Source organism: Paraburkholderia tagetis (genome assembly GCF_022213065.1).
Lineage (GTDB): Bacteria > Pseudomonadota > Gammaproteobacteria > Burkholderiales > Burkholderiaceae > Paraburkholderia > Paraburkholderia tagetis.
The window spans coordinates 1-26,919 of sequence record NZ_JAKLJA010000069.1 but is presented as its reverse complement, the minus strand read 5'-3'; the positions used below and the strand labels follow the sequence as shown (position 1 = coordinate 26,919).

Annotated in this window: 19 protein-coding genes and 1 pseudogene; 11 read left to right on the top strand and 9 right to left on the bottom strand. The window is 62.6% G+C overall.

Features of this window, described 5'->3' with window-relative positions; all coding sequences use genetic code 11:
* The 3 genes from L5014_RS36205 to L5014_RS36195 form a co-directional block, all read left to right on the top strand.
* On the top strand, nt 1-3,309 hold a 3,309-nt coding region (locus L5014_RS36205), incomplete at its 5' end, for a type VI secretion system Vgr family protein (RefSeq protein WP_238468687.1).
* Between the two features lie 91 nt (nt 3,310-3,400).
* Entirely contained in the window at nt 3,401-4,720 is a 1,320-nt protein-coding gene (locus L5014_RS36200) for a hypothetical protein (protein WP_238468686.1), read from the top strand.
* On the top strand, nt 4,713-4,883 hold the full coding sequence (locus tag L5014_RS36195; protein ID WP_238468685.1) for a PAAR domain-containing protein: 171 nt from the start codon (nt 4,713-4,715) through the stop codon (nt 4,881-4,883). The genes L5014_RS36200 and L5014_RS36195 overlap by 8 nt, the downstream gene beginning before the upstream one ends.
* Nucleotides 4,884-5,088: 205 nt before the next feature.
* Here the strand turns inward: L5014_RS36195 and L5014_RS36190 are convergent, their stop codons facing one another.
* The gene (locus L5014_RS36190; RefSeq protein ID WP_238468684.1) at nt 5,089-5,730 is read right to left on the bottom strand and encodes a DUF1109 domain-containing protein; all 642 of its coding nucleotides are present in this window, start codon (nt 5,728-5,730) and stop codon (nt 5,089-5,091) included.
* Complete coding sequence (locus L5014_RS36185; protein WP_238468688.1) at nt 5,727-6,272, bottom strand: sigma-70 family RNA polymerase sigma factor; 546 nt, start codon at nt 6,270-6,272, stop codon at nt 5,727-5,729. Before L5014_RS36185 ends, L5014_RS36190 begins: the two co-directional genes overlap by 4 nt.
* A 590-nt stretch (nt 6,273-6,862) precedes the next feature.
* Here L5014_RS36185 and L5014_RS36180 point away from each other — a divergent pair.
* A pseudogene (locus L5014_RS36180) lies at nt 6,863-7,576 on the top strand (GNAT family N-acetyltransferase); the annotation flags it as partial.
* A gap of 334 nt (nt 7,577-7,910) precedes the next feature.
* Nucleotides 7,911-8,222 carry a high-potential iron-sulfur protein gene (locus tag L5014_RS36175; RefSeq protein ID WP_238468682.1) on the top strand — a complete coding sequence of 104 codons (312 nt, stop codon included), beginning with the start codon at nt 7,911-7,913 and terminating at the stop codon, nt 8,220-8,222.
* A gap of 155 nt (nt 8,223-8,377) precedes the next feature.
* Here the strand turns inward: L5014_RS36175 and acs are convergent, their stop codons facing one another.
* The 3 genes from acs to L5014_RS36160 form a co-directional block, all read right to left on the bottom strand.
* The gene (gene acs / locus L5014_RS36170) at nt 8,378-10,318 is read right to left on the bottom strand and encodes an acetate--CoA ligase (protein ID WP_238468681.1); all 1,941 of its coding nucleotides are present in this window, start codon (nt 10,316-10,318) and stop codon (nt 8,378-8,380) included.
* 84 nt (nt 10,319-10,402) lie between these two features.
* The gene (locus L5014_RS36165) at nt 10,403-10,984 is read right to left on the bottom strand and encodes an acetate uptake transporter (RefSeq protein WP_238468680.1); all 582 of its coding nucleotides are present in this window, start codon (nt 10,982-10,984) and stop codon (nt 10,403-10,405) included.
* 236 nt (nt 10,985-11,220) lie between these two features.
* Nucleotides 11,221-11,478, bottom strand: a complete 258-nt coding sequence (locus L5014_RS36160; RefSeq protein WP_238468679.1) for a hypothetical protein — start codon at nt 11,476-11,478, stop codon at nt 11,221-11,223.
* A gap of 304 nt (nt 11,479-11,782) precedes the next feature.
* Here L5014_RS36160 and L5014_RS36155 point away from each other — a divergent pair, with 304 nt between their 5' ends.
* Complete coding sequence (locus L5014_RS36155) at nt 11,783-12,637, top strand: alpha/beta fold hydrolase (RefSeq protein WP_238468678.1); 855 nt, start codon at nt 11,783-11,785, stop codon at nt 12,635-12,637.
* Between the two features lie 39 nt (nt 12,638-12,676).
* Here L5014_RS36155 and L5014_RS36150 read toward each other — a convergent pair whose 3' ends face one another.
* Nucleotides 12,677-13,102 (bottom strand): VOC family protein, encoded by a 426-nt coding sequence (locus L5014_RS36150; protein WP_238468677.1) that lies wholly within the window; start codon nt 13,100-13,102, stop codon nt 12,677-12,679.
* A gap of 101 nt (nt 13,103-13,203) precedes the next feature.
* On the opposite strand from L5014_RS36150, the gene L5014_RS36145 reads away from it, so the two are divergent.
* Both L5014_RS36145 and yiiM read left to right on the top strand, forming a co-directional pair.
* Nucleotides 13,204-14,079, top strand: coding sequence for a LysR family transcriptional regulator (locus L5014_RS36145; protein WP_238468676.1), 876 nt, complete (start codon nt 13,204-13,206; stop codon nt 14,077-14,079).
* Nucleotides 14,080-14,184: 105 nt separating this feature from the next.
* Entirely contained in the window at nt 14,185-14,886 is a 702-nt protein-coding gene (yiiM, locus tag L5014_RS36140; protein ID WP_338019385.1) for a 6-hydroxyaminopurine reductase, read from the top strand.
* A gap of 102 nt (nt 14,887-14,988) precedes the next feature.
* Here the strand turns inward: yiiM and L5014_RS36135 are convergent, their stop codons facing one another.
* The 3 genes from L5014_RS36135 to L5014_RS36125 all read right to left on the bottom strand — a co-directional run bounded on the left by L5014_RS36135 (nt 14,989) and on the right by L5014_RS36125 (nt 20,906).
* Nucleotides 14,989-18,642 (bottom strand): hydantoinase B/oxoprolinase family protein, encoded by a 3,654-nt coding sequence (locus L5014_RS36135; protein ID WP_238468674.1) that lies wholly within the window; start codon nt 18,640-18,642, stop codon nt 14,989-14,991.
* A gap of 98 nt (nt 18,643-18,740) precedes the next feature.
* Nucleotides 18,741-20,075, bottom strand: coding sequence for an MFS transporter (locus tag L5014_RS36130; RefSeq protein WP_238468673.1), 1,335 nt, complete (start codon nt 20,073-20,075; stop codon nt 18,741-18,743).
* Between the two features lie 57 nt (nt 20,076-20,132).
* Nucleotides 20,133-20,906, bottom strand: a complete 774-nt coding sequence (locus tag L5014_RS36125) for a putative hydro-lyase (RefSeq protein WP_238468672.1) — start codon at nt 20,904-20,906, stop codon at nt 20,133-20,135.
* 161 nt (nt 20,907-21,067) lie between these two features.
* Between L5014_RS36125 and L5014_RS36120 the strand changes: the two genes are divergently transcribed.
* From L5014_RS36120 to L5014_RS36110, 3 genes are all read left to right on the top strand, one after another.
* Nucleotides 21,068-22,000, top strand: coding sequence for a LysR family transcriptional regulator (locus tag L5014_RS36120; protein WP_238468671.1), 933 nt, complete (start codon nt 21,068-21,070; stop codon nt 21,998-22,000).
* A 204-nt stretch (nt 22,001-22,204) separates the two neighbouring features.
* Entirely contained in the window at nt 22,205-23,299 is a 1,095-nt protein-coding gene (zapE, locus tag L5014_RS36115; protein WP_238468670.1) for a cell division protein ZapE, read from the top strand.
* 99 nt (nt 23,300-23,398) lie between these two features.
* Nucleotides 23,399-23,989: a flavin reductase family protein gene (locus L5014_RS36110; RefSeq protein WP_238468669.1), complete on the top strand. Its 591-nt coding sequence runs from the start codon at nt 23,399-23,401 to the stop codon at nt 23,987-23,989.
* Nucleotides 23,990-26,919 lie beyond the last annotated feature (2,930 nt).

Here is a 26,919-nt window from a genome sequence, read left to right as displayed (position 1 = left end):
GTGTCGAAGTCCCGTGATGGCTGCATCTACCGCGTCGAAATCCGCCAGCACCTAGCAAAGCTCGATGGTCCCAGCAACTGTGCGACCTACCAGAACAAAACGTCAGCCGACATCATCGAGGAAGTGATCAAGCGCAACGATCTGCGCCCATGGGTGCGGGTGGTGCAGCGCCTGCGGCGGCAGCATCCACGACACCCGTTTCGCATGCAGTACAACATGGGCGACTGGGCGTATTGCCGGCTGGAAATGGAGCAGGCGGGGCTCTTCATGTTCACCGAAGAGGACCGACATGGCGAAGTGCAGGTCATCGCGGACGATATCGACGGCTATTCGCGCCCCGCGATCTCGGTGAAGGATCGCCCCCCGTCGGGCATGCATACGTTCGAAGAGTCGATCTATTCGCTGAAGGTCAAAACCCGCGCCATTCCCGAGTCGTTCATCGTCGCGGACTTTAGCCCCGACAACCACGCCATGATCATCCGCAAGGAAGGACAGGCGCGCGACGAGTTCAGCACGGAGGGGCATGACAACACGACCATGGGTACGCCCATGGTGTGGGGCACGCATCACGGGGACGAGGCGGGGGCGAAGCGCGAGGCGACCTTGCGGCATGAGGCGGCGCGCGCGCAGCAGGTCACCTGCAAGGCGAAGTCCACGATACCTTCGATCAGGCCAGGGTGCATCGTGAAGCCCGATACGCTGGCCGACAATCAGGACGGCACGCTCGACGCAAAGGAAGGTGTGTTCGTTACGAAGGTCGTGCATCGTGGCGCACCTAACGCGAACTACCGGAACACGTTCCGTGCGATCCCGTCCAACCGGCCGTACCGGCTCCCGGTCGATGAATCGAAGTGGCCTCGCGTCCATACACTCGGGTTCACGGTCAAATCGCCAAATGACTACACGTACCCCTACCTGGATGCAGAGGGGCGCATTATCGTGCGTTTTCACTGCGACTTCGGCAACTGGCCGAAGGGCGTGGAGAGCATTCCGCTGCGCATGGCGAAGCCCTTCGCCAGCAAGAACCGCTCGGGGCTGAACATGCCCCCCGTGGATGGCGACTTCGGCATAGCGGGATTCTACGAAGGCAACCCTAACAAGCCGTTTGCACTGGCCTTCATTCCGACGGCCAGAAACCCGGACCTCATCAACAGCTCGCGCAGGCGCATGTCGCGCAGCGAGATCCGCACGCGCTCGGGCAACAAGCTCTGGTTTGAGGATTGGGATAACCAGCAGGGCATTGAACTGAGCACGGAGCACTCGGGCCGCTCGCAGCTCAACCTGGGCTTCATTCCCGACCGTGATCTAAATGAGCGCGGCACCGGTGCGGAGCTGCGCACCTCGGGCCATCTGGTTGGCCGCGGCGGTGCAGGCGTGATGGTGACGGCGCACAACCAGGCGGGCGGCAGCGGCAAGGTACTCGCCATGGACGAGACGGACGCGCAGTTGAAGGATCACCGGATGATGAGCAAGTCACTTGCCGACTCCGCTGAAGCGTCGAAGGCGTCGCCCGCCGACACGAACGCGCAGCAGGCGATCCATGACGGCCTGCATGAGTTGAAGAAACCGGGTGTGCTCGTGACCGGTCCTGGACCGGCTGGCATCGTGTCGGGCGACGGCGTGCAGTTCGCAGCCGATGGTTCGATCATCGGCACGGCGAAGAAGGGCATTCACTTCAGCACGCTCAAGCGCTTCACGGCCATGGCGCGCGGCGTGGTGTCGTTCTTCTCGCAGAAGGGCATGAGCCTTATCACGGCGGCGGGCGATCTGGTGATGCAGGCCCAGCGTGGCCGCGCGCAACTCGCCTCGCAGGGTGACATGACCTTCGAGACGGTTGACGGGGTGCTGCACGTGAAGTCTTCGAAGGAGATCGTGCTGGCCTGCGGCGGCACGTACATGAAGCTCTCGCCGGGTGGCATCGAGTTCGGCTCACGCGGGGGCGCGCTGTTCCGGACGACCGCCCTGAAGAAGATCGGCCCCGCGCAGATGGACCTGGGCGGCGCGGCGTTCGCGCCGAAGTTCGTGCCGTATACGACAAGTTGCGAGGTGTGGAGGAAGAACCCGGATTTCGTGCCGGCGCCCGCACCCGCGCCCGAAATGAACGCTGCAGAGACCATGGTTGCACCTGCACCTGCACCTGCACCTGACGCAGGCGTGGTTGCGCCGTCCCCGTTCAGTGACTTTTTTTCGGGTCTATCCAGCGGTGGCGTACCGCAAGGTGCGTCGGCCTATTCGCCGTTTGACGGGAAACCCACGAACGTTGATTCGTGGGGGCCAAAGGGGAAGATCGCAATCAAAACGCCTGGCGACCAGCAGCAAACCCCGGTCGCGCCCGATCCAATCAAGCTCGCGAATGCGGTCCCCTGCGACTGGAAAATTACAGACATGAAATCCGACATCAAGGGACATGTCGAAGCCATATCGTATTGGGGCATGGAGGATAACCGGACGAAATGGGTTGATAAGAAGACAGGGACGCAATACAGGGGCGGGGGGTCTCGAGATTCGTATTTTGAATTTGCGTACAGCGAACAGGATAAGACCATTACCTGTACCGTCAGGGTGATGTTAATTCCAATGGATTTGGTGCCGGTCGATGCGGCGGGAAAGCCTGATCTCACAGCCGACGAGCAATCGCTTCCATACACTTTCGAAGTTCACTCCAGGATGGCACCGGGCGATATCGTTGACGGCGTGAAGATGGTTTACCGTGACGCTGTTGGGGAAAAATATGATGTCGGTGCGTTGAGAAATCGTATCGAGGGAGTGTTGAATAAGGGGGGCTACAAGCTAATTTTGGACGGCTGTTCTAAGGGCGCAGCGTGTGGATGCCGGGTAAAGGTTAATTTCAAAGCCGACCTTCGTGTGTCGATCAAAGGTACGTCGCTCAAAAATTTCAACGAACACGTCTCACTGCACTTGTATCCTGCCGTTCTTCGTGCTGATACAGGATCATGGGGGGAGCAGTATAAATATCTCGATAACAACATGTTGCGAGATTGTGACGTGGCGCATGTAGAAGCACATGAGTGCGGTCACTATTTTAATTTCCCGGATGAGTATTATGCTCGAGGTGGTTGGCTCCACGAGTCCTACATAAAGAACGAGCAGATTGATTTTCCACTGGTCGATGCAAAGGCGGGATGTCTGTTGTGGCAGGGTCGCTCGCCGACGAATCTGATGGGCTATGGAGCGCTCCTAGCCGTCAAGAATGGGCGCGCAACTATCAAGCCGTACTATTTGGAATATGTGCGGCGTCAGTTTTCTCTGGCGACGAATAAATTGTGGCGGGTTGGCTATGAATCGTAATTCGTTGGTCCGAAGTTTTAGATGCGCTGTTCTCACCTTGCTTGTTCTTGGGGGAGCATGTGCTGAAAACGCAAACGCGGGGAGTCAATCAATGCAATTTAGCTATACGACTAATGGTGCATCAGAAGGTAGTATTAATAGCTATGGAGATAATTCAATTTCTGTTTCCGATGGGGTGTTGACGGTAGAGATTGGCGATTCCATCCTCAAAAAGAACATCAACGGCGCAGGGGTTTTCGAGATGAAGCTCTTGAATCGGGATTTGGGGGACGCTAAGAAGCTCGCGGATTTGTTGTGCTCGCCCGAGGACTCGGCAGGCGAAGTACCAACTACTGACCTTTACACGGCGAAGTGCGACGGTAAAATTAGAAGTAGCTATGTAAAAAATTTCAGTCGCCCTTTGGTGAATCAGATAGCTCAATTGGTTGAGTCACTAACAAATTCGGGGATTCGAGATGGGCGAAAGCTGGTGAAGCTGGATGTTTCGCTGAATTCGATTGATCGTGTCAAGGGTGGATTTTTGGTATCTGTTCGGTTCTCCAACGGAGGAGAATACCCTATTAAGTTCAGTACGCCGGACAAATGGGATGGTGGGCCTGGTAGGGATATGTTGGGTGTAAGCACTGTACGTAAGCCTCAATTTGCTTTTGGATTGGCTGGGGAGGCGCTCGAGAATTCGAATGAATTCACTAACGGTGAAGTGAGTCTTGCGCCGCGTGGTTCTGCAGTGTTCAAGATAAAAACGTCATCCGTTGATAAATTTTCGGCTGGTACTTACGATTTCAATATCGGCGTGTTCATGAATATCGAAGTCGTTGGACTTGCAACGAATTTGTCGCGGGTCGATTTTCATTCAAATAATAAGGAGCCGACCAGCATAACGTTTGGCCGCGACTACCCCTCAACGCCCGAAGAGCGTGAGCAATGGGAAGCCACGCACCGCCAGGATATGTCCTGGCAGCCGGTCAAGCCCGGTCAGACCTTCACCGAAGACGGCCTGTACCGCCCGGTGCGCACCAGTGGCGGCTATCGCGGCCTGCTGCTGAAGCCGTTCAAGGCGGGCGATGTTGCAACGACGGACGACGTGACGATGCCCATGGACACGAAGTACGGCGACATCAACATCGACGGCCCGGTGCAGTGGGTGTGGGAAGCCACCGCACCCACGCCCGTCAAGCAGTGGTCGCTGGACATGATCGCGGACACCGTGCAGTTCTGCGAGCCAGGGGCCGAGTGTCCGCGCAGCGGGCGCTGGGTCAGGCGCATCCGCCCGCATGACCTGTACCGACAGGAACCGACCTGGTACGACCTCGCGAGCGTCGTAACGCTGAGCCGGGGGCAGCGCATGCCGTCGAGCCGCGACGACACGGACAGGACCGATTGGGAATGGGTGGGAGCGGTTCATGGCTGAACGTGCCTGCATTCTCCGGCTGGACCGGACCACGGCAGGGGGCACCGTGCTCGAAGGCATCGAGGACGCGGGCGTGGATGAGCGCGGCATGAGCTACCTTGGCGCGCGCGTGCAGCGCCCCGCCTGCGGCACCGTGGGGCGCATCGAGGGACGGCCCACGTGACGAAGCGGACGCCATCGATGACAAACTGCCCGCACTGGAGAACGACTTGTGCCGCTGCGGCTGCAATCCGCCGCCCCGGCTGATCGCCTCGCAGCACGAGTGGACCTACGGGAGTTGACCGGGCGATTCGAATACACCATCGCGCAGATCGACCAGGCTCCCTTCGGTATGAGTTGCGATAAGCCGACGCTGCGCGCGCCTCAACCTACCAGCGCAACAACCGCGGCCCAAGCCACGCGCCGATAGCAGCAGGCAGCAACATCCCGATCGCATACCAGATGCTCCAGAACGCCGGGCTCATCTCCGGGCAGTGCAGGCAGTAGGCGATGGTGGCAAGCGCGCTCGCGAATAGCCCCGCCGCAGCGCCGGCCAGACGCGGGCGCGTGGGCGCAAGGCCGCGCGCGGCCCAGAACACCGCCGCGAACGTAGGCACCGAAAGCAGCAGGATATTGAACGGGCAGGTGCGCCACGACATGCCGAGCATGAGCGGCACGCGCTCGGCGGGCGTGGCGGCGCCGAGCGTGATCCATCCGCCCACCCACACGGCGATGAACGGCACGGCCGCCAGCGCCCACGCATAGCCGCCGCGCACGCCCGGGCGCCCCAGCCGGCTCACGACCCGCGCGGCGGTGAGCGCCACGGCAAGCGGAAAGGCGAGCTTCGCCCAGAAGATCGGCGTTTGCGCGACGCTCATGAGGTCGGGCCGCACGCCGAACAGCAACATGACGATCACGAGCGATCCGGCAAGCCCGAGCGGCAACGCGCGCGCGAAGCGGCGCACGACCGCCTTGCGGTCCACGCGTGTCACGCCGCTGGATAGCAGGTCGATGAGGTCGTCGGTTTTCATTGCGCCCCCCGAATGCGCGCCGCGAGCGCCTTCAGGCCGCGGTGAATGCCCACCTTCACGGCCGACTCCGAAAGCCCCGTGAGCTGCGCGGCCTCCACCACCGAGCGCCCTTCGAGCTTCACGTGAACGATGGGCAGGCGCTGCTTGTCCGGCAACTGGTCGAGCAGCTTGCCGATGTCGCGGCGCGCCTGCGCCGGCTCGTCGTCGGCGGTGGCGAACAGGTCGGTGTGATCGTCGAGCGGGTCGTTCAGCGATTCGCGGCGAGCCCGCGAGCGAAAAAAATCCATCAGTTTGTAGCGGGCGATGGCGTGCACCCACGCGGTCAGCGGTTCGTCGGGGCGCCACGTGTGGCGCGCGTTGTGCACCGCGAGCAGGATCTCCTGCACGAGGTCTTCCACGTCCTCATGCAATTGCGGAATGCGCCTGCGCAGATAGCCGCGCAAGTGCCGCGTGAGCGCCTGGAGGAAAAGGCGATAGGCGTCGGCGTCGCCTTCGAGACCGTCGACGAACAACGCTTTGAGACGGATTTCCGCGGGATGCAAGGGGCGTCCTGTGTGCTCCGGCCGACGGGATGGCGCGCCCGCGCCAATCTCCGCACCCGCCTCGAAGCTTGCAGGAGGCTTGCATGCGGCGGCGCCAACAACGCCGCCGCCCAGCATGGGCAGGGTCGACTGAGCGTAGCCCATGGCGTTCGCGCCCGCAATAGCGCTCGCGGCGCGGCACGCACCATGCACGCCATGCGCCCCGTGCGCCGCTCGTGCGTCGCGCTCGTCCGCCCGCATCCATCCCGCCGCTGTATCCGCCCAGCCCACGCTTTCGTTCTCCGCCGATGAAACCGCCCGCGCATGCCGTGCGCCACCCGCCTCCGGGTCTCTTCAGGCTAATTCGTCCGCAATGCGCAACGGGTTACACACCGCGCGAAATTTCGTGCGGCACCAGCGTGGCATAGGTGCGGCTTAGGCACGCTTCGGCGCAGCTTGGGCACAGCTTGGGCACGGCCCCCCGTGGCCCCAACGACGTCGCACCCCGTGGACCTTTGCAAGGAGCCACGCGCGCGGTACTTTAGCGGTGACCCTCGATCAACCGCGTCACGCAGGCGACCGCCCGGTCGCGCGAACGGAGCAAGCAAAGCATGGCAGCGAGAACGAACGAATACGAGCAACCCATCGGCGTCGACCTTTCCGGCTGGAGCGCGCGCGAGCGGCCCGCGCGCGTGAGCATCGAGGGCACGCGCTGCCGCATCGAGCCCATCGACGTCGAACGCCACGCCGCCGACCTTTTCGATGCCTACAACCAGGCCACGGACGGCAGCGACTGGACCTATCTTACGGTCGGCCCGTTCGCGGATCTCGCGTCGTATCGTGCCTACCTCGCGAAAGTGGCGGCCTCCACCGACCCGCTGCATTACGCGGTCGTCGACCGGTCGACCGGCAAGGCCGTGGGCACGTTCTCGCTAATGCGCATCGACCCGGCGAACGGCGTGATCGAAGTCGGCAACGTCGTTTTCTCCCCGTTGCTCAAGCGCACGGCGCTCTCCACCGAGGCACAGTATCTGCTGATGCGCTACGCATTCGACGAGCTGGGCTACCGGCGCTACGAGTGGAAATGCGACAGCCTCAATGCGCCCTCGCGCCGGACCGCGCTGCGGCTCGGATTCGAATACGAAGGCACCTTCAGGCAGGCCATCGTGTACAAGGGGCGCAGCCGCGACACCGCGTGGTTCGCTATCGTCGACAAGGACTGGCCAGGCGTGAAGCGCGCGTTTGAAACGTGGCTCGAGGCAGGCAACTTCGACGCCGAAGGAAATCAGCGCGAGTCGCTCGCCGGCCTGCGAGAGGCGCAAGCGCGCGGCTGATCGCGCGCCGCGCGCGCGGGCGGCGCATCCAGCGCATCCGGCACATCGGGTGCGCATTTATATGTCACAACGTGATATATTGATTCCCGTACCAGTGTTGTAGAAGTCGATGCCGACGAAATCGCCCACCGGGCTGCTTCGAGGGCATGCAGGCGCCAGCGAATCCGGCGATGCACAGTGTGCAGCCGGTGGGTATGGCATATGCTGATCGAGCTTCCATGGACCACGGGATACACTTGAAGTCACCGGACCCTGGGCGATGCGTGCAAGGCATCCGGCGCTCCTCCGGCTCCCGTGTGCTCCATTACACACAGGAGTCCATATCATGCCAGTCTCCCGCCGGCGTTTCATGATCATTGCCGCCTCTGTCGCGTCGACCACCGTGCTTTCCACCGAGTCGCGAGCCGACGCTCCGGTGCTCTCCGAAAGCGACCCCACCGCAAAGGCCCTCGGCTACAAGGAAGACGCAACCAAAGTCGACAAGTCGAAGTTCGCCCGCTACCAGGCCGGGCAGACCTGCGCCAATTGCCAGTTGTATGGCGGCAAGCCCGGCTCGACGACAGGCCCCTGCCCCACCTACGGCAACAAGCTCGTTTATGCGAAGGGGTGGTGCAACGCTTACGTCAAGAAGGCCTGACTCCGCCGTGGGCACCGCGCGGCCCGATGACATGGCGGACACGCGCAAAGCGTCGAGTGCGCACGGTCACTGGCAAATAAAGCGCGGCGCGATGGATCATGAACTTGATCCATCGCGCCGCCTCTCATCGTGAAGCTCGGGTTAATGCTTGCGCTTCAATGCGCGATCCGATGATCGATCAGTTCCTTGACGACGCGCGGGTCGGCCAGCGTGGAGACATCGCCCAGATTGTCGTAGTCGCCATCGGCAATCTTGCGCAGGATGCGGCGCATGATCTTGCCGGAGCGGGTCTTCGGCAAAACGGGCGCCCACTGAATGAAATCGGGACTCGCGATCGGGCCGATTTCCTTGCGCACCAGCGCGACCAGCGCCTGGCGCAGTGGCTCCGTGGGCTCCACGCCCACCTTGAGCGTCACATAGGCATAGATGCCCTGCCCCTTGAGCGAATGCGGAAAGCCCACCACGGCCGCCTCGGCAACGCACGGATGCGTCACCAGCGCGCTTTCCACTTCCGCTGTGCCTAGCCGGTGGCCCGAAACGTTGACCACATCGTCGATACGCCCCGTGATCCAGTAGTCGCCATCCGCATCGCGATAGCAGCCGTCGCCCGTGTAGTACTTGCCTTCGAACTGGCTGTAATAGGTCGTTCGCATCCGCTCCGCATCGCCGTACACGTAGCGCATCTGCCCGGGCCACGAGTCGAGCATGCAGAGGCTGCCCGCGCCCTCTCCCTCGATGATCTCGCCCTTCTCGCCGACGAGCGCGGGACGCACGCCAAAGAACGGCCGCGTGGCGGCGCCGGGCTTGAGCGTCATCGCGCCCGGCAGCGGCGCAATCAGAATGCCGCCGGTTTCCGTTTGCCACCAGGTGTCGATCACGGGACAGCGCTTTTCGCCCACCACTTCGTAATACCAGAGCCACGCCGCCGGGTTGATCGGCTCGCCCACCGTGCCGAGCAGCCGCAGCGATTTGCGCGAGGTCTTTTTGACCGGACCGTCTCCGTCGCGCATCAGTGCACGAATCGCGGTTGGCGCGGTGTAGATGACTTGCACCTTATGCTTGTCGCACACCTGCCAGAAACGCGCGCTGTCCGGGTAATTCGGCACGCCTTCGAACATCAGCGTGGTGGCGCCGTTGGCAAGCGGACCGTAGACGATATAGCTGTGCCCCGTGACCCAGCCCACGTCGGCGGTGCACCAGTAGATCTCGCTATCGCGATAGTCGAAGACGTACTGGTGCGTCATCGCCACATAGGTGAGATAGCCGCCCGTGGTGTGCACGACGCCTTTGGGCTTGCCCGTCGAGCCCGAGGTGTAGAGGATGTACAGCGGATCTTCGGCATTCATTTCTTCCGGCGGACAATCCGCGGCGCTCCGGCTCATCAGATCTTCGTACCAGTGATCGCGGCCTTCGCGCCAGCCGACCTTGCCGCCCGTGCGCCGGACCACGACGCAGGTGCGCACCTCGGGGCATTTTTCCATCGCGGCGTCGGCGCTCTCCTTCATCGCGATCGCGCGGCCGCCGCGCACGCCTTCATCGGCGGTAATCAGGATATTCGATTGGCAATCCTGAATACGGTTCGCCAGCGCTTCGGGCGAGAAGCCACCGAACACCACGGAGTGAATTGCACCGATGCGCGCGCATGCAAGCATCGCGACAGCCGCCTCGGGAATCATCGGCATGTAGATGGTCACGCGCTCGCCGCGCTTCACGCCCAGCGATTTCAGCGCATTGGAGAACTTGCAGACTTCGGTATGCAGCTCGCGGTACGTTAGCGTGCGGCTGTTGGCGGGATCGTCGCCTTCCCAGATGATGGCGGCCCGATCGCCGCGCGTGGAGAGGTGGCGGTCCAGGCAATTGCTGCAGGCATTGAGCGTGCCGTCGTAAAACCAGCGGATATGCAGGTCCTGGCTCGCGAACGAAACGTCCTTGACCTGCGTGTACGGCTTGATCCAGTCGAGACGTTTGCCGTGCTCACCCCAAAAACCCACCGGGTCTTCGGCGGAGCGGCGATACATCTCCTCATAGCGCGCCTGATCGAGCGAGGCGTGCTGCGCCCATTCTGCTGTCACGGGAAAGATTAGATGTTCAGACATGGCTTCCTCCTGGTTGAGGACGTTGCGCTGCCATGCCTCCGGCGGGAAGCGCCCTCGGCACGCGCCCCCGCCGGCGCGGAGCCGCTACGCTGCGTGGGGATGCGGCGGTTCTACGTAGGGATGAGTGGGCAACACGGTGCGCCCGAAGCTTTCGTTGATGACCATGGCGGCGGACGCGTAGAACGCCAGCGCAGCCGTAATCAGGCCCACATAGCCGCCCAGATGCGTGGCGAGCTGCGAGCCCGTGAACGCGCCGATCGCCAGAAGCAGAAAGGTGATCCAGAGCGCGAGAAACACGAGTTGCACGGACGTGCTGGTGTGCATGGAGCCGATCCACATGTAGAACGTAAACACGCCCCATACCAGCAGATACCAACCGACGAACGCTTCAGGCACCTTTGTTCCGAGGAATGCGACGAAGAGCGCAAACGACCACCAGAACGCGCCGTAACTGAGGAACGCCACCGTGCCGAGCGTATTGCCGCGCGGAAACTCCATTACGCCCGCGATCATTTGCGCCGTGCCGCCGAAGGCAAATGCCAGTGCGAGCACGAGGCCCAACGCGTCGGAGCTGAACCAGCCGGCGTTGACCATGCTGAGCATCCACGTCGTGAATGCGAACCCGGCTAGTCCGAGGGGTGCCGGATTGGAGAGTTTGCCTTCCATGATTTGCCTCCGCGATCATCGGTTCCGATTGCACTCCTGTGCATCTGCACAGATCCCCATGATCAGTATAGGATATATATCACGTTGTGATATTTCGTAAATGTGTCCTGAAAAAAGGCAAAACGATCGATAAATCGAAAAATATAATCTCCTGTAATCCTAAATAAATACCGAAAATTTCCGGAATCGGTAAGCCTACCCGACTGGGCGGTACGTCGAGCTTGCGGCCCCGCTCGTTAGTTAGCTGCTCCGGTGGCGCAATACTGCCCGAAGTTCGCTTCGGAGGCAGCAAAGCCCTTCTGCTTCGCGAGCTCCCAAGGGCGTTCGCAGCGCTGCGTATGTTCGCACCACGAGAAGCCTGCGGATCCAATGCACCCATGCGCATCGCGATCGGCGCCGGCCGCATTCGACGAAGTAGCGGTACTCGCCGTGCTGCAAGCGCCAAGCAGGCACGCCGCAGCAGCAAGACAAAAGCGAACCAGGTTTCGGTGCATGAATGAACTCCGTTGGGTTATTGCTGAATGCCGGCCGGAGTCTATCAGCGTCACGCCGCGACGGGCTGCGGATCGGCCGGCGCATCGGTGTGACATCAAGCTCGCGATTACACGGTACGTTTCCGGAGGCGTAATTCGCGTCAGCGTTGCCAAAGGCCGGAAGCGACGGGGAAGCGACGGGGAAGCGCCATTTCCTTTCAACCATATTTCAATCAGAAAACCTGATGGCAACGTTCAATTAATTGCGTTTCCCTTAAGGCTCGACGTGCGGCAAAGTGTCATCTCCGCGACTGGAGTGATCTCCGTGAACCAACGCATCGACCCCGCCCTACTTGCTCCGCCCGACCTGTCGTTCGCGACGCTGGATTCGGGCGTCGTACTGCCGTACCTCGAACGGGGGACAGGTGAGCCGCTGCTGTTCGTGCACGGCTCGCTGTGCGACTACCGCTACTGGGCGCCGCAACTGGACGGTCTCGCGGACGATTTCCGCTGCATCGCGCCGAGCCTGAGCCATTACTGGCCGGCCGCCGACGCCTGCATTCAAGGCGAATTCGGCTGGGAAAGCCATCTGCACGAACTGGCCGACTTCATCGTCGCGATGGGGTTCGAATCGGTGCACGTGGTGGGCCATTCGCGCGGCGGCTCGATTGCGTATCAGCTTGCGCGACGCTATCCGCGCCTCGTGCGCACGCTCGTGCTCGCCGATCCGGGCGGCCCGCTGCGCCGCCTCGAAGACGACGAAGACGTGCTCCCGCCCGCCACCAATGCGCTGCGCACGCGCGCGGCCGATCTGATCGAGCGCGGCGAACTGGAAGAAGGGCTGGAGTTGTTCGTGGACTCGGTGAGCATGCCGGGCGCCTGGCGCAAGAGCCCGCACGCCTTCCGCGAAATGGCCATCGCCAATGCCACGACGCTGCCCAAGCAGTTGCTCGACCCGCTGCCCGCCTATACGCGCCGCCCCGCAGCGGACATCAAGTGCCGCACGTTGCTGATCGACGGCCAGCGCAGCCCGGCGATGTTCCGCAACAACGTCGAAGCGCTCGAAGAGTGGATCGACTTCGCGCAACGCATCACGATGAAAGGCGCGACGCACGGCATGAACGGCACGCACGCCGACCTCTTCAATACGCACGTGCGCAACTTCATCGCGCAGAGCTAAGGCAAGTTTGATGCGCGCGGCGGAACGCGCCGCGCAAGTTCATTTGGCAAAAAGCTGCCCAATGTCCTTGAACGCCTTGAATTCGAGCGCGTTGCCGCACGGATCGAACAAAAACAGGGTGGCCTGCTCGCCCGCCTGCCCCTGAAAGCGGATATGCGGCTCGATCACGAATTGCGTGCCGAACTCGCGCAACCGCTGCGCGAGCGCTTCCCACTGACTCCATTCCAGCACCACGCCGAAATGCGGCACCGGCACGTTGTGGCCGTCCACTGCATTGGTATGCGCGCTTTCCTGCGAGGCGGTTTTCGGGTGCTCGTGAATCACGAGTTGATGACCGAAAAAGTCGAAATCGACCCACTGGTCGCTCGAACGCCCCTCTTCGAGACCGAACACGCGGCCATAGAAGTCGCGCGCGGCAGCCAGATCGTAGACGGGAATGGCCAGGTGAAACGGGGAAAGGCTCATGATGCGCTCCATATTCACTGTGCGAGTCGGGCCATCATAGACGGCGCGGTTTAAAAATAAAATCAATATATAATTTCGCTATTCATAAACGGAATTTGTGAATGATTCGCGAACTGAAGACACTGATTGCCGTCGCTCGCGAGGGCACGTTCGCCGCCGCCGGCAACCGGATCGGCCTCACGCAAGCCGCCGTGAGCGCGCAAATGCAACGTCTCGAAGCTGAACTCGGTTTCGCGCTGTTCGACCGCGAAGGGCGCAACGCGCGCCTGAATGCGCGCGGCCAGCAGATTCTCGTGCAGGCGCAGGAGGTCATCCGGCTATACGGCAACCTGAGCGCCGTGACCGTGGACCCGGCCGTAGCCGTGCGGGTCAATATCGGTGCAATCGCCTCGGTGCAGCGCGCGCTGCTGCCCGATGCGCTAGCGGCGTTCCGCAAGCAGTGCCCTGGTGCGAGTACGCGCGTGATTCCTGGGGTATCGATGGAACTGCTCAATCTCGTGGACGCGGGCGAGATCGATCTGGCCGCCCTCATTCGCCCACCCTTCGCACTCCAGAGCGATATGCGCTGGACCCCGCTCGCGCAGGAGCCCTATCGGTTAATCGTGCCGCGCCGTGTAAAGGGCGACGACTGGATGGAACTGCTCGCCACGCAGCCCTATATCCGCTACGACCGCGCGTCGTTCGGCGGCCGGCAAGTCGACCGCTTCTTGCGGCGCATGCAGTTGCCGGTGCAGGACGCGTGCGAGCTCGACGAGCTTGAGGCCATCGTCAAGCTGGTGGAGAACGGAGTGGGCGTGGCCCTCGTTCCGCAGACCGCGACCTACCGGCGCTGGCCAGCCAAAGTGCGCGCGATCGACCTCGGTCACCATACGTTTCATCGCGACGTGGGCATCGTGCACCGCGACACGGGCCAGATGAGCGAAGCCGCCAGGGTGCTGCTCAATTTGCTGGAGAGCGAGGCGAACGGGGAACGCTAATTGGGCTGTATACGCGCCATTACGCGCGGCCGAACGTCGCGTATTACCCCGCACTTCGCGATTTCGAATTGCACGACGCGGCCAAAGCGCAGAGCATGTGGGCTCATGCAGATGGAGTCACCAATGAACTATCCCATAGCTGTCTTTACCGGCGCGATTCGCGATTACCCCGGCGGCCGCCCAAGCGCAATCGCCAAACGTGCAGTGAACGGCACGCTGATGTTGACCGAACGCGGCCTTGAAGGAGACGAACAGGCAGAAAAGGGCATCCACGGCGGCCCCGACCGCGCGCTATGCCACTATCCGCGCGAGCACTATGCTCACTGGGCGCGTGAGTTTCCCGCACAGGCTGAGCGATTTGCCGCCCCGTCGTTCGGCGAAAACCTCTCCAGCGCTGGACTGACCGAGGAAAACGTCTTTATCGGCGATATCTTTCGCTGGGGCGATGCACTGATCCAGGTGACGCAACCGCGCTCGCCCTGCTTCAAGGTGAATTTTCACTTCGCCATCGAAGACCTCTCGCAGCGAATGCAGAACGCCGCGCGCGTGGGCTGGCTCTACCGCATCATCGCGGCCGGCCGCGTCGGTTCCGACGCGCCGCTGGAGCTTGCCTCGCGCATCAGCGACGTTTCCTTGCGCGACGCCGCAGCCATCGCCTGGCACACGCCTTTCGACGACAAACAGTATCTTCGGCTGCTAGGCGCCGCGGGGCTATCGGCAAGCTGGACTCGCACGCTGCAGAAGCGGCGCCTTAGTGGGGAGATCGAAGATTTCTCGCGGCGTCTTTGGGGCGGCGCGCGACGGTGATGACGGTCAGGTCGTACCACAGACGTGCCCGACCTCACCGCCCCTGCACGCCATGCGCCCGCTAACAGCAAGCTGCCGATAGCAGGCGACACGGCACCACGCTCATACGTCCCCGTAGCCACCGCCTCCCGGCGTCTCGACCACGAACACATCGCCCGCGCCCATCTCCACGCTGGCGATATGCCCAAGCGCCACGATCTCGCCGTCCGCGCGTTCGACGCGGTTGCTCCCCGCGCACCCGGGCCGTCCGCCCGCCGCGCCGAACGGCGCGTGGATGCGGTTGTTCGAGAGGATCGAAGCCGTCATCGGTGCGAGGAAGCGGATGCGCCGAACCGCGCCGTTACCACCGCGCCAGCGCCCGCCGCCGCCCGATCCCGCGCGGATCAAATGCGATTCGAGCCGCACGGGATAGCGCCATTCGAGCACCTCGGGATCGGTCAGGCGCGAGTTGGTCATGTGGGTCTGCACTGCGTCGACGCCGTTGAAGCCCTCGCCCGCGCCGCTACCGCCTGCAATCGTTTCGTAGTACTGGTAACGTGCGTCGCCAAAGGTGAAGTTGTTCATTGTGCCCTGACTCGACGCCACGATGCCGAGCGCGCCGTAGAGCGCATTCGTGATCGCCGACGAAGTCTCCACGTTGCCCGAGACCACCGCCGCCGGATACGCGGGGTTGAGCATCGAGCGCTCGGGCACCGTCACCGTGAGCGGCTTGAGGCAGCCCGCGTTGAGCGGGATGTCGTCGCCCACCAGCGTGCGAAACACATAGAGCACCGCCGCCATGCACACGGCTTTCGGCGCGTTGAAGTTGTTCGGCAATTGCCCTGAGGTGCCGGTGAAGTCGATGGCCGCGCTGCGCGACTGCGCATCCACGCGTATCGCCACTTCGATCACCGCGCCGTTGTCCAGCGCGTAGCGGTACGCGCCGTCCTTGAGCGCACCGATCACGCGGCGCACCGCTTCCTCCGCGTTGTCCTGCACGTGCTGCATGAACGCAAGCACCACTTCGCGGCCGAACTGCGCGACCATGCGGCGCAATTCGTCCACGCCCTTCTGGTTCGCGGCCACCTGCGCGCGCAAGTCGGCCATGTTCTGATCGACATTGCGCGCCGGATAGCGGCCCGAGGCCAGCAACTCGCGCGTTTCGCGCTCGCGCAGCGCACCTGCTGAAACGAGTTGCCAGTTGTCGATGAGCACGCCCTCTTCTTCGATGTGCTGCGAATCCGCCGGCATCGAGCCCGGCGTAATGCCGCCGATGTCCGCGTGATGGCCGCGCGAGCCCACGTAAAAGAGCGGCTCCTCGCTGTCATCAGCGAACACGGGCGTGATGACCGTCACGTCAGGCAGGTGCGTGCCGCCGTGATACGGGTCGTTGAGCATGAACACGTCGCCGTCGCGCATCTTGCGGCGATTGCGCTCGATGACGGTCTTGATGCTCTCGCCCATCGATCCCAGATGCACGGGCATATGCGGCGCGTTCGCGATGAGGTTGCCCGCCGCATCGAAGATCGCGCACGAGAAGTCGAGCCGCTCCTTGATGTTCACCGAATACGCCGTGTTTTGCAGGCGCAGCCCCATTTGCTCGGCGATCGACATAAACAGGTTGTTGAAGATCTCGAGCCGCACCGGGTCGGCCTCGGTGCCGATCGAGCGGCGCGTGGGCAGTGGCAGTACGCGCGTCATCACGACGTTGCCTTGCTCGGTGAGCACCGCCTGCCAGCCCGGCTCGACCACGGTGGTGCCGTTCCTCTCGGCGATGATCGCAGGGCCGTCAAGCACATCGGCGGCCATGAGCGTGTCACGCAGATAGAGCGAAGCGTCATGCCAGCAGCCACCGGAATAGAGACGCACGCGCGCCTGAACCGCTGGCGCCTCGCCCCCTTCACCCGCCACGCGCGGCGCGAGCGTGCCCATCACGGGCTGCGCGTCCGAGTGACCAATGGCCTCGACCGATGCCAGTTCCACCACGAGCGGCGTATCCGGCATCAGGAATGCGTAGCGCTGCCGGTAGGCGGCTTCGAACGCGGCGCGCATCGCTTGCACGTTGTCCGCGCTCACCGCGAGTGCCGAATCGGTGCCCTGATAACGCAAATGCACGCGCCGCGCCGTGCTGATGCGCGCGGCGTCCACGCCCTGTTCGAGCAACGCGCCGCTTGCTTCCTGTGCGAGCGCGTCGAGCGCGGCGTCGATGCTGGCAAGCGACGCGTCTTCGAGCACGATTTCGAGCGCGCGCTCGCGCATCGCGGTCTGATCGGCGAGTCCCATGCCGAACGCCGAGAGCACGCCCGCGAGCGGATGCGCGAACACGCGGCTCATGCCGAGCGCGTCGGCCACGCCACAGGCATGCTGGCCGCCCGCGCCGCCGAAGGTCGTGAGTACGTATTGCGAGACGTCGTGGCCGCGCTGCACCGAGATCTTTTTGATGGCGTTCGCCATGCTGCCGATGGCGATCTCCAGATAGCCTTCGGCGATTTCTTCCGGCGTGCGGCGCTGGCCTGTGGCCGCGCAGATTTCATCGGCGAGCGCGTTAAAGCGTGCGACCACCGCGTCGCGATCGAGCGCCTCGTTTGCGTGCGGGCCGAACACGTGAGGGAAATACTCGGGCTGGATCTTGCCGAGCATGACGTTGCAGTCGGTCACGGTGAGCGGACCGCCGCGCCGGTAAGCACAAGGACCAGGGTTAGCGCCCGCCGAATCGGGGCCCACGCGCAAGCGTGCGCCATCGAAACCCAGCACCGAGCCGCCGCCCGCTGCCACGGTATGAATGCTCATCATCGGCGCACGCATGCGCACGCCCGCCACCTGGGTCTCGAACACGCGCTCGAATTCGCCGTTGAAATGCGAGACGTCAGTGGAAGTGCCGCCCATATCGAAGCCGATCACGCGCTCGAAGCCCGCCGCCTGCGCGGCGCGCACCATGCCGACGATACCGCCCGCCGGTCCGGAGAGAATGGCGTCCTTGCCCTGGAAGCGGTCCGCGCGCGTGAGGCCGCCGCTGCTCTGCATGAATTGCAGATTGACGCCCGGCATCTCGCTCGCGACCTGATCGACGTAGCGGCGCAGGATCGGCGAGAGATAGGCATCGACCACGGTGGTGTCGCCGCGCGAGACCATCTTCATGAGCGGCGAGACTTCGTGCGACACCGAAACCTGCGTGAAGCCGATGCGCCGCGCCAGATCCGCGAGTTCGCTTTCATGCGCGGTATGGCGGTAGCCGTGAATCAGCACGATGGCGAGCGCGCGAATGCCCGCATCGTAGACCTCGCGCAACGCGGCTTCGGCACGGGCCAGATCGAGCGACGCGACCAGGTCGCCCTGCGCACTCACGCGTTCGTCGATTTCGACTACGCGCTCGTACAGCGCTTCGGGCAGTGCAATGTCAAGATCGAACAGGCGCGGACGGTTTTGATACGCGATGCGCAGCACGTCGCGAAAGCCACGCGTGGTCACGAGCGCAACCGGCTCGCCCTTACGTTCGAGCAGCGCGTTCGTGGCGACCGTCGTGCCCATCTTCACCATTTCCACCTCGCGTGGCGTGATCGGCTGATCGGCGTGCAATCCGAGCAGATGGCGGATGCCGGCCACCGCCGCGTCGCGGTATTGCTCGGGGTTCTCGGAAAGCAGCTTGTGCGTGGTGAGCGTGCCGTCGGGGCGACGCGCGACGATGTCGGTGAACGTGCCGCCACGGTCGATCCAGAATTGCCAGCGGGAAGGCGTGCAAGCGTCAGTGCAAGCGTCGGAAGCGTGAACGTGAGTCATGATCTGATGCGTAGTCTATTAGGATAACGATATATTGATGAGCGAGCTCGGGAGCGAATCCAGGCCCATTGGAAGCGGCCCCGCGATTCAGGCCAAACTCAAGCCTGTTCCAGCTCGCGGCCGCGTGTCTCGGGCAGCGTGAGCGCGGCGACGATCAACACGCCATAGGCCGCCACTGCAAACATGCCAATGCTCGGGCCAAGGCCGAATTGCTTCGAGAGTGCGCCAATCAGCACCGGAAAGAGCGCCCCGATCGCGCGGCCCACGTTGTAGCAGAACCCCTGGCCCGAACCACGCACACGGGTGGGAAAGAGTTCGGTGAGGAATGCGCCCATGCCCGAGAAAATGCCCGAAGCAAAGAAGCCGAGCGGAAAGCCGAGCCACAGCATCGAGCTATTCGTGAGCGGCAGCGACGTGTAGGCAAAGGCAATCGCCATCGAACCCACGGCGAACAGGATGAAGTTGGGCTTGCGGCCGAGGCGGTCGGTGAGCCATGCGCTCGACAGATAGCCCACATATGAGCCCACGATAATCATCGCGAGGTAACCGCCGGTGCCCATCACGGTGAGATGGCGTTCAGTCTTGAGAAACGTCGGCAGCCAGGTCGTAATCGCGTAGTAGCCGCCTTGCGCGCCCGTGGTCAGCAGCGCGGCGCGCAGCGTCGTGGAAAGCAGCTTCGGCGAGAAAATCTCGGTAAAACGCGGGGTGTCCTGTGCATCCTTCTGCACCGCCTTCGCGTGCTCGAATACTTCGGGTTCCTTGACATATCGACGAATCACCAGCACGAGCAATGCGGGCACGAGACCCACCAGGAACAGCGCGCGCCAGGCGATTGCTGGCGCCATCACCGAGAACAGCACGGCGTAGAGCAGCGCGGCCAGGCCCCAGCCAATCGCCCAGCCCGATTGCACGAGACCCACCGCCTTGCCGCGGTCGCGTGCACGGATCACTTCGCCAATCAGCACGGCGCCCGCCGTCCATTCGCCGCCAAAGCCAAAGCCCATCAGCGAGCGCGCGGCGAGCAACTGGCCGTAGTTCTGCGCGAGCCCGCACAGGCCGGTAAACACCGCGAACCACAGCACGGTGAGCTGCAGCGTGCGCACGCGACCGATGCGGTCCGAGAGAATGCCGGCGATCCAGCCGCCGAGCGCCGACGAAAGCAGCGTCATGGTGCCGATAAAACCGGCGTCGCCAAGCGAAATGCCCCAGGTGGCGACGAGCGTCGGGATCACGAAGGAAAGCATCTGCGTGTCCATGCCGTCGAGCATGTAGCCCACCTTGCAGCTCCAGAACGCACGGCGCGCGCGCGGGCCCGCTTCGGCATACCACGACAGATGCTGGGTGCCGGACCGTTCACCGATATCGCCGATGTCTCCAATATTGCCGGAGTGACCGGCTTCGCCGGCGCTTGCCGCGAGTGTCTTGCTGTCCATCTGTTGCTCCTTTTGATAGACGCGTAGGGAAAATGTGGCGCGGGTGCGCCGTCGGGTTCAGAACACGGCTAGCGATGCATTCGTGATGTCGGTCATCAGCATGTGGCCGGGCGCATGCGCGATGGCGATCGGCAACTTCGCGGCCATCAGCGCGGTTTGGGGCGTCACACCGCACGCCCAGTAGACAGGCAGTTCGCCGGGACGAATCGTCACCGCGTCGCCGAACTCGGGACTTGCGAGATCGGCAATGCCGAGTTCCGATGCGTCGCCGATATGCACGGGTGCGCCGTGCACGCCAGGAAAGCGGCTCGTGATCTGCACGGCGCGAATCGCGTCGGCGCCGCGCATGGGGCGCATCGAAACCACCAGCTCGCCGCCGAACACGCCCGCGCGGCGGTTCGCGATGTGGGTACGGTACATCGGCACGTTGCGGCCTTCTTCCACGTGACGCAGCCCGATGCCTTCGAGCGCGAGCATATGTTCGAACGAGAACGAGCAACCAATCGCGAACACCACGAAATCGTCTTGCCACAGGGCCTCGATCGATTCGGCACGCTCGCTCAATGCGCCGTCGCGGTAGATGTTATAGGCGGGCACGTCGGTGCGGATATCGATGTCGCGGCCCAGCATCGGCACACGGAAGTCGCCGGGCTCGCCCACGCCGAGCAACGGACACGGCTTCGGATTCGCCTGGCAAAAGCGCAGGAAATCGTGCGCATGGGTGGCCGGCAGAATCGCCAGATTGGCTTGTGCGTACTCGCCGCAATGGCCGGCGGTCGGGCCGCGGAAATCGCGGTGACGAATGGCCTGGCGGAATTCGAATGGGCTCATGATTTGGGACGTTTCGGGTAGTTAGAGCGAAGCATAGAAAAAAAGAAAATTTGACGCCAACTAGTTTTTTTTGGCTCCGATGAATAGAATTTCTTAACGAAAACGCGGGTTTTCCCGAGTCACGTTGTCTTTATTCCGGTGCGCTTCGCGCGCCTCACGCCATGAACACACGCTTTCTGGAAACCTTCGTCACGCTCGCCCGGCTGCGCAGCTTCCGCACCACGGCGAGCGCGCTGCACGCCACGCCCGCGGCCATTTCGCAGCGCCTGAAAGCACTCGAAGACGAGCTTCAGACCGTGCTCGTCGAGCGCGAAAGCCGTGAGTTCCGGCTCACGCCGAACGGCGAATATCTGCTTGGCTATGCGAAGGCCGTCGTCGAAGCGACGCGCCAGTTGCAGGCCGCCGCGTCCAACGAAAGCGCGATGCGCGGCAAGCTGCGCCTGGGCGTGATCGAAACCGTGGTGCACAGTTGGCTCGCCGACTATATGCGGCGGCTCGCGAGCGACTATCCGCAACTCGAGGTGGAGCTCGCGGTGGACGTGAGCGTCGTGCTGCAACGCCGCCTGATGGCGGGCGAACTCGATCTGATCGTGCGCGTGGAAGGAAGCGATGAGGAATCCGTAGTATGTAACGCGCTCGCGAACTACCCTGTGCACTGGATCGCCCGCGCAGGCCTGCTGCCGCTTTCGCGCAGCGGACTGGCGAAACGGGTGCTGCGCCAGCCGATTCTCACCTTCGGGCGCGGAACCGCGCCGCATCGCGCGATGGAGGATATCGTCGGCAAGCTCGCGCTAGCCAACGGCGTGCCGCTCTCCGAGACGCGCATCACCGGATCGCCCTCCATTTCGGTGATCGTGCAGCTCGTGCGCGACGGCTTCGGTGTGGCTGCCATCCCGCGCCTTTTCGTCGACGAACTCGTCGCGCGCGGCGAATTGATCGAGCTGCCGTTGCAGCCCTCGCCGCCGTCCATCGTAGTTTCTATGTCGCGACGCAGCGATGCGCCGCTATTCGTGCACGGCGCGGCGAACGCCGCGCGTGCCGCGTGCCATGCGTATTGCGATCACGGCGACGCGCGCTTGATCGAACGACTGTGAGCCCGCGTGGCGAGAGCGCGGGTGGTGGGCGTCTGGCTGCGAACGCCACGACAAAGCGCAGCACACCCGGACTTTGGGGCATGAAGGTTCGAACGCGGTGCCCATTAACGCCCTGTTAAACTGGCGCTTTCATGCGCGCCACCGCGTGCACCATCTTGTGCGCCGCACACCTTTCCCATCGTTCTCCCAATCATTGATCGCCGCATGATCGACCCGCTCTCCATCGCCAGCGCGCTTGCCGAAAAAGGTATCGTCGCGGACGAGAGCCAGCAGCGGGCGATCGACGCGCTGTGTGTTCTGCTTGGCGGCGAACGCGCGTATGCCGGGCGGTTGCCGTATCAGGGCGTCTACTGTCACGGCCTGCCCGGGCGCGGCAAGAGCCTGATCGTCGATACCGTCTATGCGCTTGCCACGTGCACGAAGCGGCGCCTCCATTTTCATCAGTTCATTCGCGACGTGAACCGGCTGCTCGTGCAGGCGCCCACAAGCGACGATCGGCTCGGCGACGTCTCGCGTGCGTGGCTAAAGGGCATCGACCTGCTCTACTTCGACGAATTCCATGTGCACGACATCGCCGATGCGTTCCTGATGGGCCGCTTCCTGGAGACCGCGCTCGCATGCGGCACGCGCATCGTGCTGACGTCGAACTACAGCCCGCGCAATCTGCTGCCCGACCCGGAGTTTCACGAACGCTTCGAACCAACGATTGAACGGATCGAGCGGCATTTCGAAATCGTCGCATTCGACGGCGAACGCGACTATCGCGAACAAAACGATGCTGGCCGCACGACAGCGGCCGAACAGCGTTTTTTCGCGCCACTCGAAGGCACGCGCGAACCGCTGTGGGCGCTGTTTGGCGAATACGAAGCGCAGGCGGCCGTGCATCCGACGACGATGGAAGTGGCCGGACGGTCGCTGCCGGTCACGGCGGCCGGCAGGCAACTGGTATGGGTTAACTTCGACGCGCTGTGCGGCGCGCCCCGCTCGCACCTCGACTACCTCGCGCTCGCCGAGCGCTGGTGCGGCGTGATCGTCGATCGCCTGGAGACGGAACTGCTCAAACGCCGCGACGTGCTGCAGCGTTTCGTGTGGCTTGTCGATATTCTTTACGACCGCAAGCACGCGCTGTTCATCGCCTCGGACCGGCCGATTCGCGCGGCGCTCGTCGGCCTCGACGGCGCGCACGATGTGTCGCGCACCACGAGCCGGCTTGCCGAGATGCAATCGCACGGCTATGCGAGCAGTCTCGGCCTCGTGCGCAAGCATGTTGCCGCGCACTCGCGTGAGGCGATTGACTAGCGCGGTGCGGTTGCACGTGGGCGGCCGATGCTGTCCGCAAATTTTTGCCATCTGTTATACAGTCCGTCGAACTTCGACACGACACGGACAGACTGCACGATGGAACCCCTCTCCCGCTTCAAACCCGTTGCGCTCGAACACGCGAGCCGTCTCGTCAATCACGGTCCCACTGTGCTCGTCACGAGCGCAGACGGCGCGCGGCGCAACGTGATGGCCGCCGCGTGGTCGATGCCGGTGGAATTCACGCCGCCGCGCATCGCCATCGTGATCGACAAAAAAACCTTCACGCGCGAACTCATCCATGCGAGCGGAACCTTCGGCATCTGCGTGCCGGGTGCGGCGGCGATGGATCTGACCTATGCGGTCGGCAGCATCAGCGGACGCGACGCCGACAAGTTCCAGCGCTTTGACATCGAAGCCGTAAGCGGCCCGGTGCTCGGCGTGCCGCTGCTCGAAGCAGGTTGCGCCGCATGGATGGAATGCCGGCTCATTCCCGAGCGGCACACCGAAGATGCCTATGACACGTGTTTCTGCGAAGTGGTGTCGGCTGCGGCAGACCCGCGCGTGTTTGACCGGGGCCACTGGGTGTTCGATAACGGCAACCGCGACCTGCATACGATCCATCATCTCGGCGCAGGGAATTTTGCGTTGGCCAGCGACGCGGTGAAGGCTCGAGGGCTTGCTGGATAAGGACGTGGCGGCGTTTCTGGATGGATGCGATGGACCCTCGATGACCTCGACGACATTCTAAAAATTACAAAGTACGTATTAAAAATTACGGAGAATGGGGAATCTCGCTTGTTTGCGGGGCAGGTGCAGCGTAGCGTGGGCTTTTAGGGTCCGAAAACGCATTTAACCGTGAAACATTGATGTTTCGGGGTGACTATATTGCCCGTAAAGGCCCGTGTTATATGGGTTTGGGCGATTTTCCCCATTTTCGAAGAATGTTTCACGGACACTTGCGGTTTGAGTTCGCCGGGGCTGGGGAATGCTTTGAGTTTGAGCGCTGAAATGCCGGCTTTGATGACTTCGGTTGCGGGCGTTCCCTTTTGTGCCTAATGTCGCGCCGTGGCTGACTTTGCCCGACATGGCCTCCTTCTGTTTGGTTCGACGTTGGGGGCGGTGGCGGGCTGCCCGTTACGATTTGCGCTCGGCGGCATGCCGGCCCCAATCTCGGTAGTAGTAGTGGATGCAGGTTCGTGGAGGCCAATTCCACCGTTGGGAGTGGGTCGTCAGTTTGTATGCGCCTTCGTCACTACTTGACGGTTAGTTGCATTATAGAATTCTGTGGCGATGTGCGAAACGCGTCCGACGGAGGCGCCTCCGCAGTGATTTAAGCTAGCCAAGCTTCGTCAAGGTGGCGCCGCTTTCTTTTCGAGCACCGCTGGACCTGCATTGCGATCGTAGCGCAGCAATGTGTCTAGAACGAGTGATCGTGTGCCGCCGAGAACCCACCGTACCGTTGATTGACTCCTCCTACCCGGTCATGTGGGTGCGGACCGGCGATACGCGACGATACTTCCGGAGCACGGCTCACGACTGAGTCGGTCGCCACGATCCAATCAGACAGCAGGCGGCGCACGGAAAAGCACCATCGCCCGATTCGGGACAATGCGAGTTGCCGCCTGCCGATGCATGATTCGGCAGGCCGAGTCAGCATATTCACCGACGCTTTAGCCTGGCGCCTGGTCCAAGGTAACAGGCGTAGATGCTCCAGATACCCCGACTGCGCCACTAAGCTCGTCACCCAGCAAGAGTTTGACGGCGGCGATCCAAGCCTGCGCAATGGGTGCATGCGTGCGCGCATGTTACGCCCGAGTCACTGAACGGATCGCGCGTGCATCCATCATGCTGCTCGATGGCAGTGGCTTCCGCTCACGGACCCGCGCCGAGTTTCGGCAGAACAGGCGAGGCTCAAGATCCGATAAGAGATGAACGAGTTGCTGGAGTCCGCGCCCGTTCCCGTAGACCACGCGCAGCCCCTGCTCTTTCAGTCGGCAGTCTAAACTCGTCGGGGCAAGACTCTTGGATCGGACGGCCTCAACTCAACCTCTCGACAGCTTGGTTGTGTCGGCACGGCGAGACCTTCTTCGTCATACCATCGGCAAAGCGAAGCACCCCACCGTCGCTGAACTGGATCACCCAATCTAGTGGGCTTAGGTATCTTGCTCACACAGTGTGTCGAGTCGACACACTGTGTGAGCGCCCTCCCAATAGAACACGGGCAGCATCTGCGCCAGCGAGACATCCAGGCAGCAACGGCCATCCCTTGGGCCAAGACCAACCGTGGCGGTCGATACGGCCCGTTGGGGGAATGTGGGTAGCTCGATTAGCCCTAGGTTCGCGGTAGCCGTGATGTGTGTCGAGTCGACACACATCGATTGGCGGGCGTGGGTTGGGCATTGCATAGCTCACGAATCAGGTTCGGATTTCGTGAACCGTCATATCGGGCGTCTTCATGCAAGAGCGTACCCGCTTGTGTGCCGGTGCGACGACGTGCGAGTCTGGTGCGTCTGGTTACGGTGTGTCGAGTCGACACACCTGATGACGTTCAAAGTGCGCGAGTCATCCGAAAGAGGGATCGCCGCGTCAAGGTTGAAAGACCTCAGGTTCAGCCAACCGCCATTGGGTCTGCTTCCTGGAGGTATTGGAACTAGTGGGCTCGAAATCTCGGCAGCGCCAATTGATGTGTCGACTCGACACACACCCGTGGGCGAGCCAAATGGAGTGCTCGATGTCTTGCCTCTGGTGTGTCGACTCGACACATCAGAGGCTTCCACCCAGCAGACATTCAACGCCTGACTGCTAGTTCCTTCTGCCGCAGAATCGGCGGCGCTCGCCGTTGCGTTCTACACGCCAGCATGGGGCACCGGCTGAATCTTTTGTGCCAGTTAACATTTGAGTCAACATTGGAGTCGATGTGTCGACTCGACACACCTTTTAGCGTGCGTCGTATCAAACGCCCTGATCCCAGGCTTCGTGTGTCGACCCGACACACGAAGCTCTCACTCTCGCCCGACTAGTCGATGTTCGAGTCATGCCTTAGGACGGGAGTCGCAACGGCTCGACTCGCCGACCTCCCACGATCCGAATTACGTCCTATCAGTTATTGAGTCGAATTTTTCGCTTTGTTCACCCCTTAGCTGCCGCGCCAATCTTGAGCGTGCACCCACGCATAACAACTTGATGGCTTAATGCCGGAGCGCGATGTGTCGACTCGACACAGTCGGCATCTCCGGCACACAGAGCTACGAAGGCTCAAGCTAGCACGCGCCCGCGTGCATATCGCTCCCGCGTGCAGCCTCCCGTTCTCATCCACAATCGAACCGCCGTTGAGCCGTGTGTGTCGAGTCGACACACACGGAGCGCCCCACCACACAACGCCCGAGGATCCCAACCGGGTACGCCAGGCTCCCCACATACAATCCACGGACGCGGCCCCAGCCTCGACCTCCCTGCAATCCGTGTGTCGACTCGACACACTGAAACTCGGCGGCGAATCGGGATAGGGGCAGGCCTCGCGGCCCGACCCCTCCCACACCACCGTGCGTACGGGTCCGTACACGGCGGTTCGGATCGGTTGATCGACTACCGGCTAACCGAGGGGAGACCGAGAGAAC

What these genes read in the sequence shown, in the direction of transcription:
- L5014_RS36150 (WP_238468677.1), bottom strand. Translation starts at nt 13,102, where the DNA reads ATGAGCCTTTCCCCGTTTCACCTGGCCATTCCCGTCTACGATCTGGCT.
- L5014_RS36165 (WP_238468680.1), bottom strand. Translation starts at nt 10,984, where the DNA reads ATGGAAGGCAAACTCTCCAATCCGGCACCCCTCGGACTAGCCGGGTTC.
- L5014_RS36190 (WP_238468684.1), bottom strand. Translation starts at nt 5,730, where the DNA reads ATGAAAACCGACGACCTCATCGACCTGCTATCCAGCGGCGTGACACGC.
- L5014_RS36125 (WP_238468672.1), bottom strand. Translation starts at nt 20,906, where the DNA reads ATGAGCCCATTCGAATTCCGCCAGGCCATTCGTCACCGCGATTTCCGC.
- L5014_RS36130 (WP_238468673.1), bottom strand. Translation starts at nt 20,075, where the DNA reads ATGGACAGCAAGACACTCGCGGCAAGCGCCGGCGAAGCCGGTCACTCC.
- L5014_RS36110 (WP_238468669.1), top strand. Translation starts at nt 23,399, where the DNA reads ATGGAACCCCTCTCCCGCTTCAAACCCGTTGCGCTCGAACACGCGAGC.
- acs (WP_238468681.1), bottom strand. Translation starts at nt 10,318, where the DNA reads ATGTCTGAACATCTAATCTTTCCCGTGACAGCAGAATGGGCGCAGCAC.
- yiiM (WP_338019385.1), top strand. Translation starts at nt 14,185, where the DNA reads ATGCAGATGGAGTCACCAATGAACTATCCCATAGCTGTCTTTACCGGC.
- zapE (WP_238468670.1), top strand. Translation starts at nt 22,205, where the DNA reads ATGATCGACCCGCTCTCCATCGCCAGCGCGCTTGCCGAAAAAGGTATC.
- L5014_RS36120 (WP_238468671.1), top strand. Translation starts at nt 21,068, where the DNA reads ATGAACACACGCTTTCTGGAAACCTTCGTCACGCTCGCCCGGCTGCGC.
- L5014_RS36175 (WP_238468682.1), top strand. Translation starts at nt 7,911, where the DNA reads ATGCCAGTCTCCCGCCGGCGTTTCATGATCATTGCCGCCTCTGTCGCG.
- L5014_RS36135 (WP_238468674.1), bottom strand. Translation starts at nt 18,642, where the DNA reads ATGACTCACGTTCACGCTTCCGACGCTTGCACTGACGCTTGCACGCCT.
- L5014_RS36160 (WP_238468679.1), bottom strand. Translation starts at nt 11,478, where the DNA reads ATGCACCGAAACCTGGTTCGCTTTTGTCTTGCTGCTGCGGCGTGCCTG.
- L5014_RS36145 (WP_238468676.1), top strand. Translation starts at nt 13,204, where the DNA reads ATGATTCGCGAACTGAAGACACTGATTGCCGTCGCTCGCGAGGGCACG.
- L5014_RS36195 (WP_238468685.1), top strand. Translation starts at nt 4,713, where the DNA reads ATGGCTGAACGTGCCTGCATTCTCCGGCTGGACCGGACCACGGCAGGG.
- L5014_RS36200 (WP_238468686.1), top strand. Translation starts at nt 3,401, where the DNA reads ATGCAATTTAGCTATACGACTAATGGTGCATCAGAAGGTAGTATTAAT.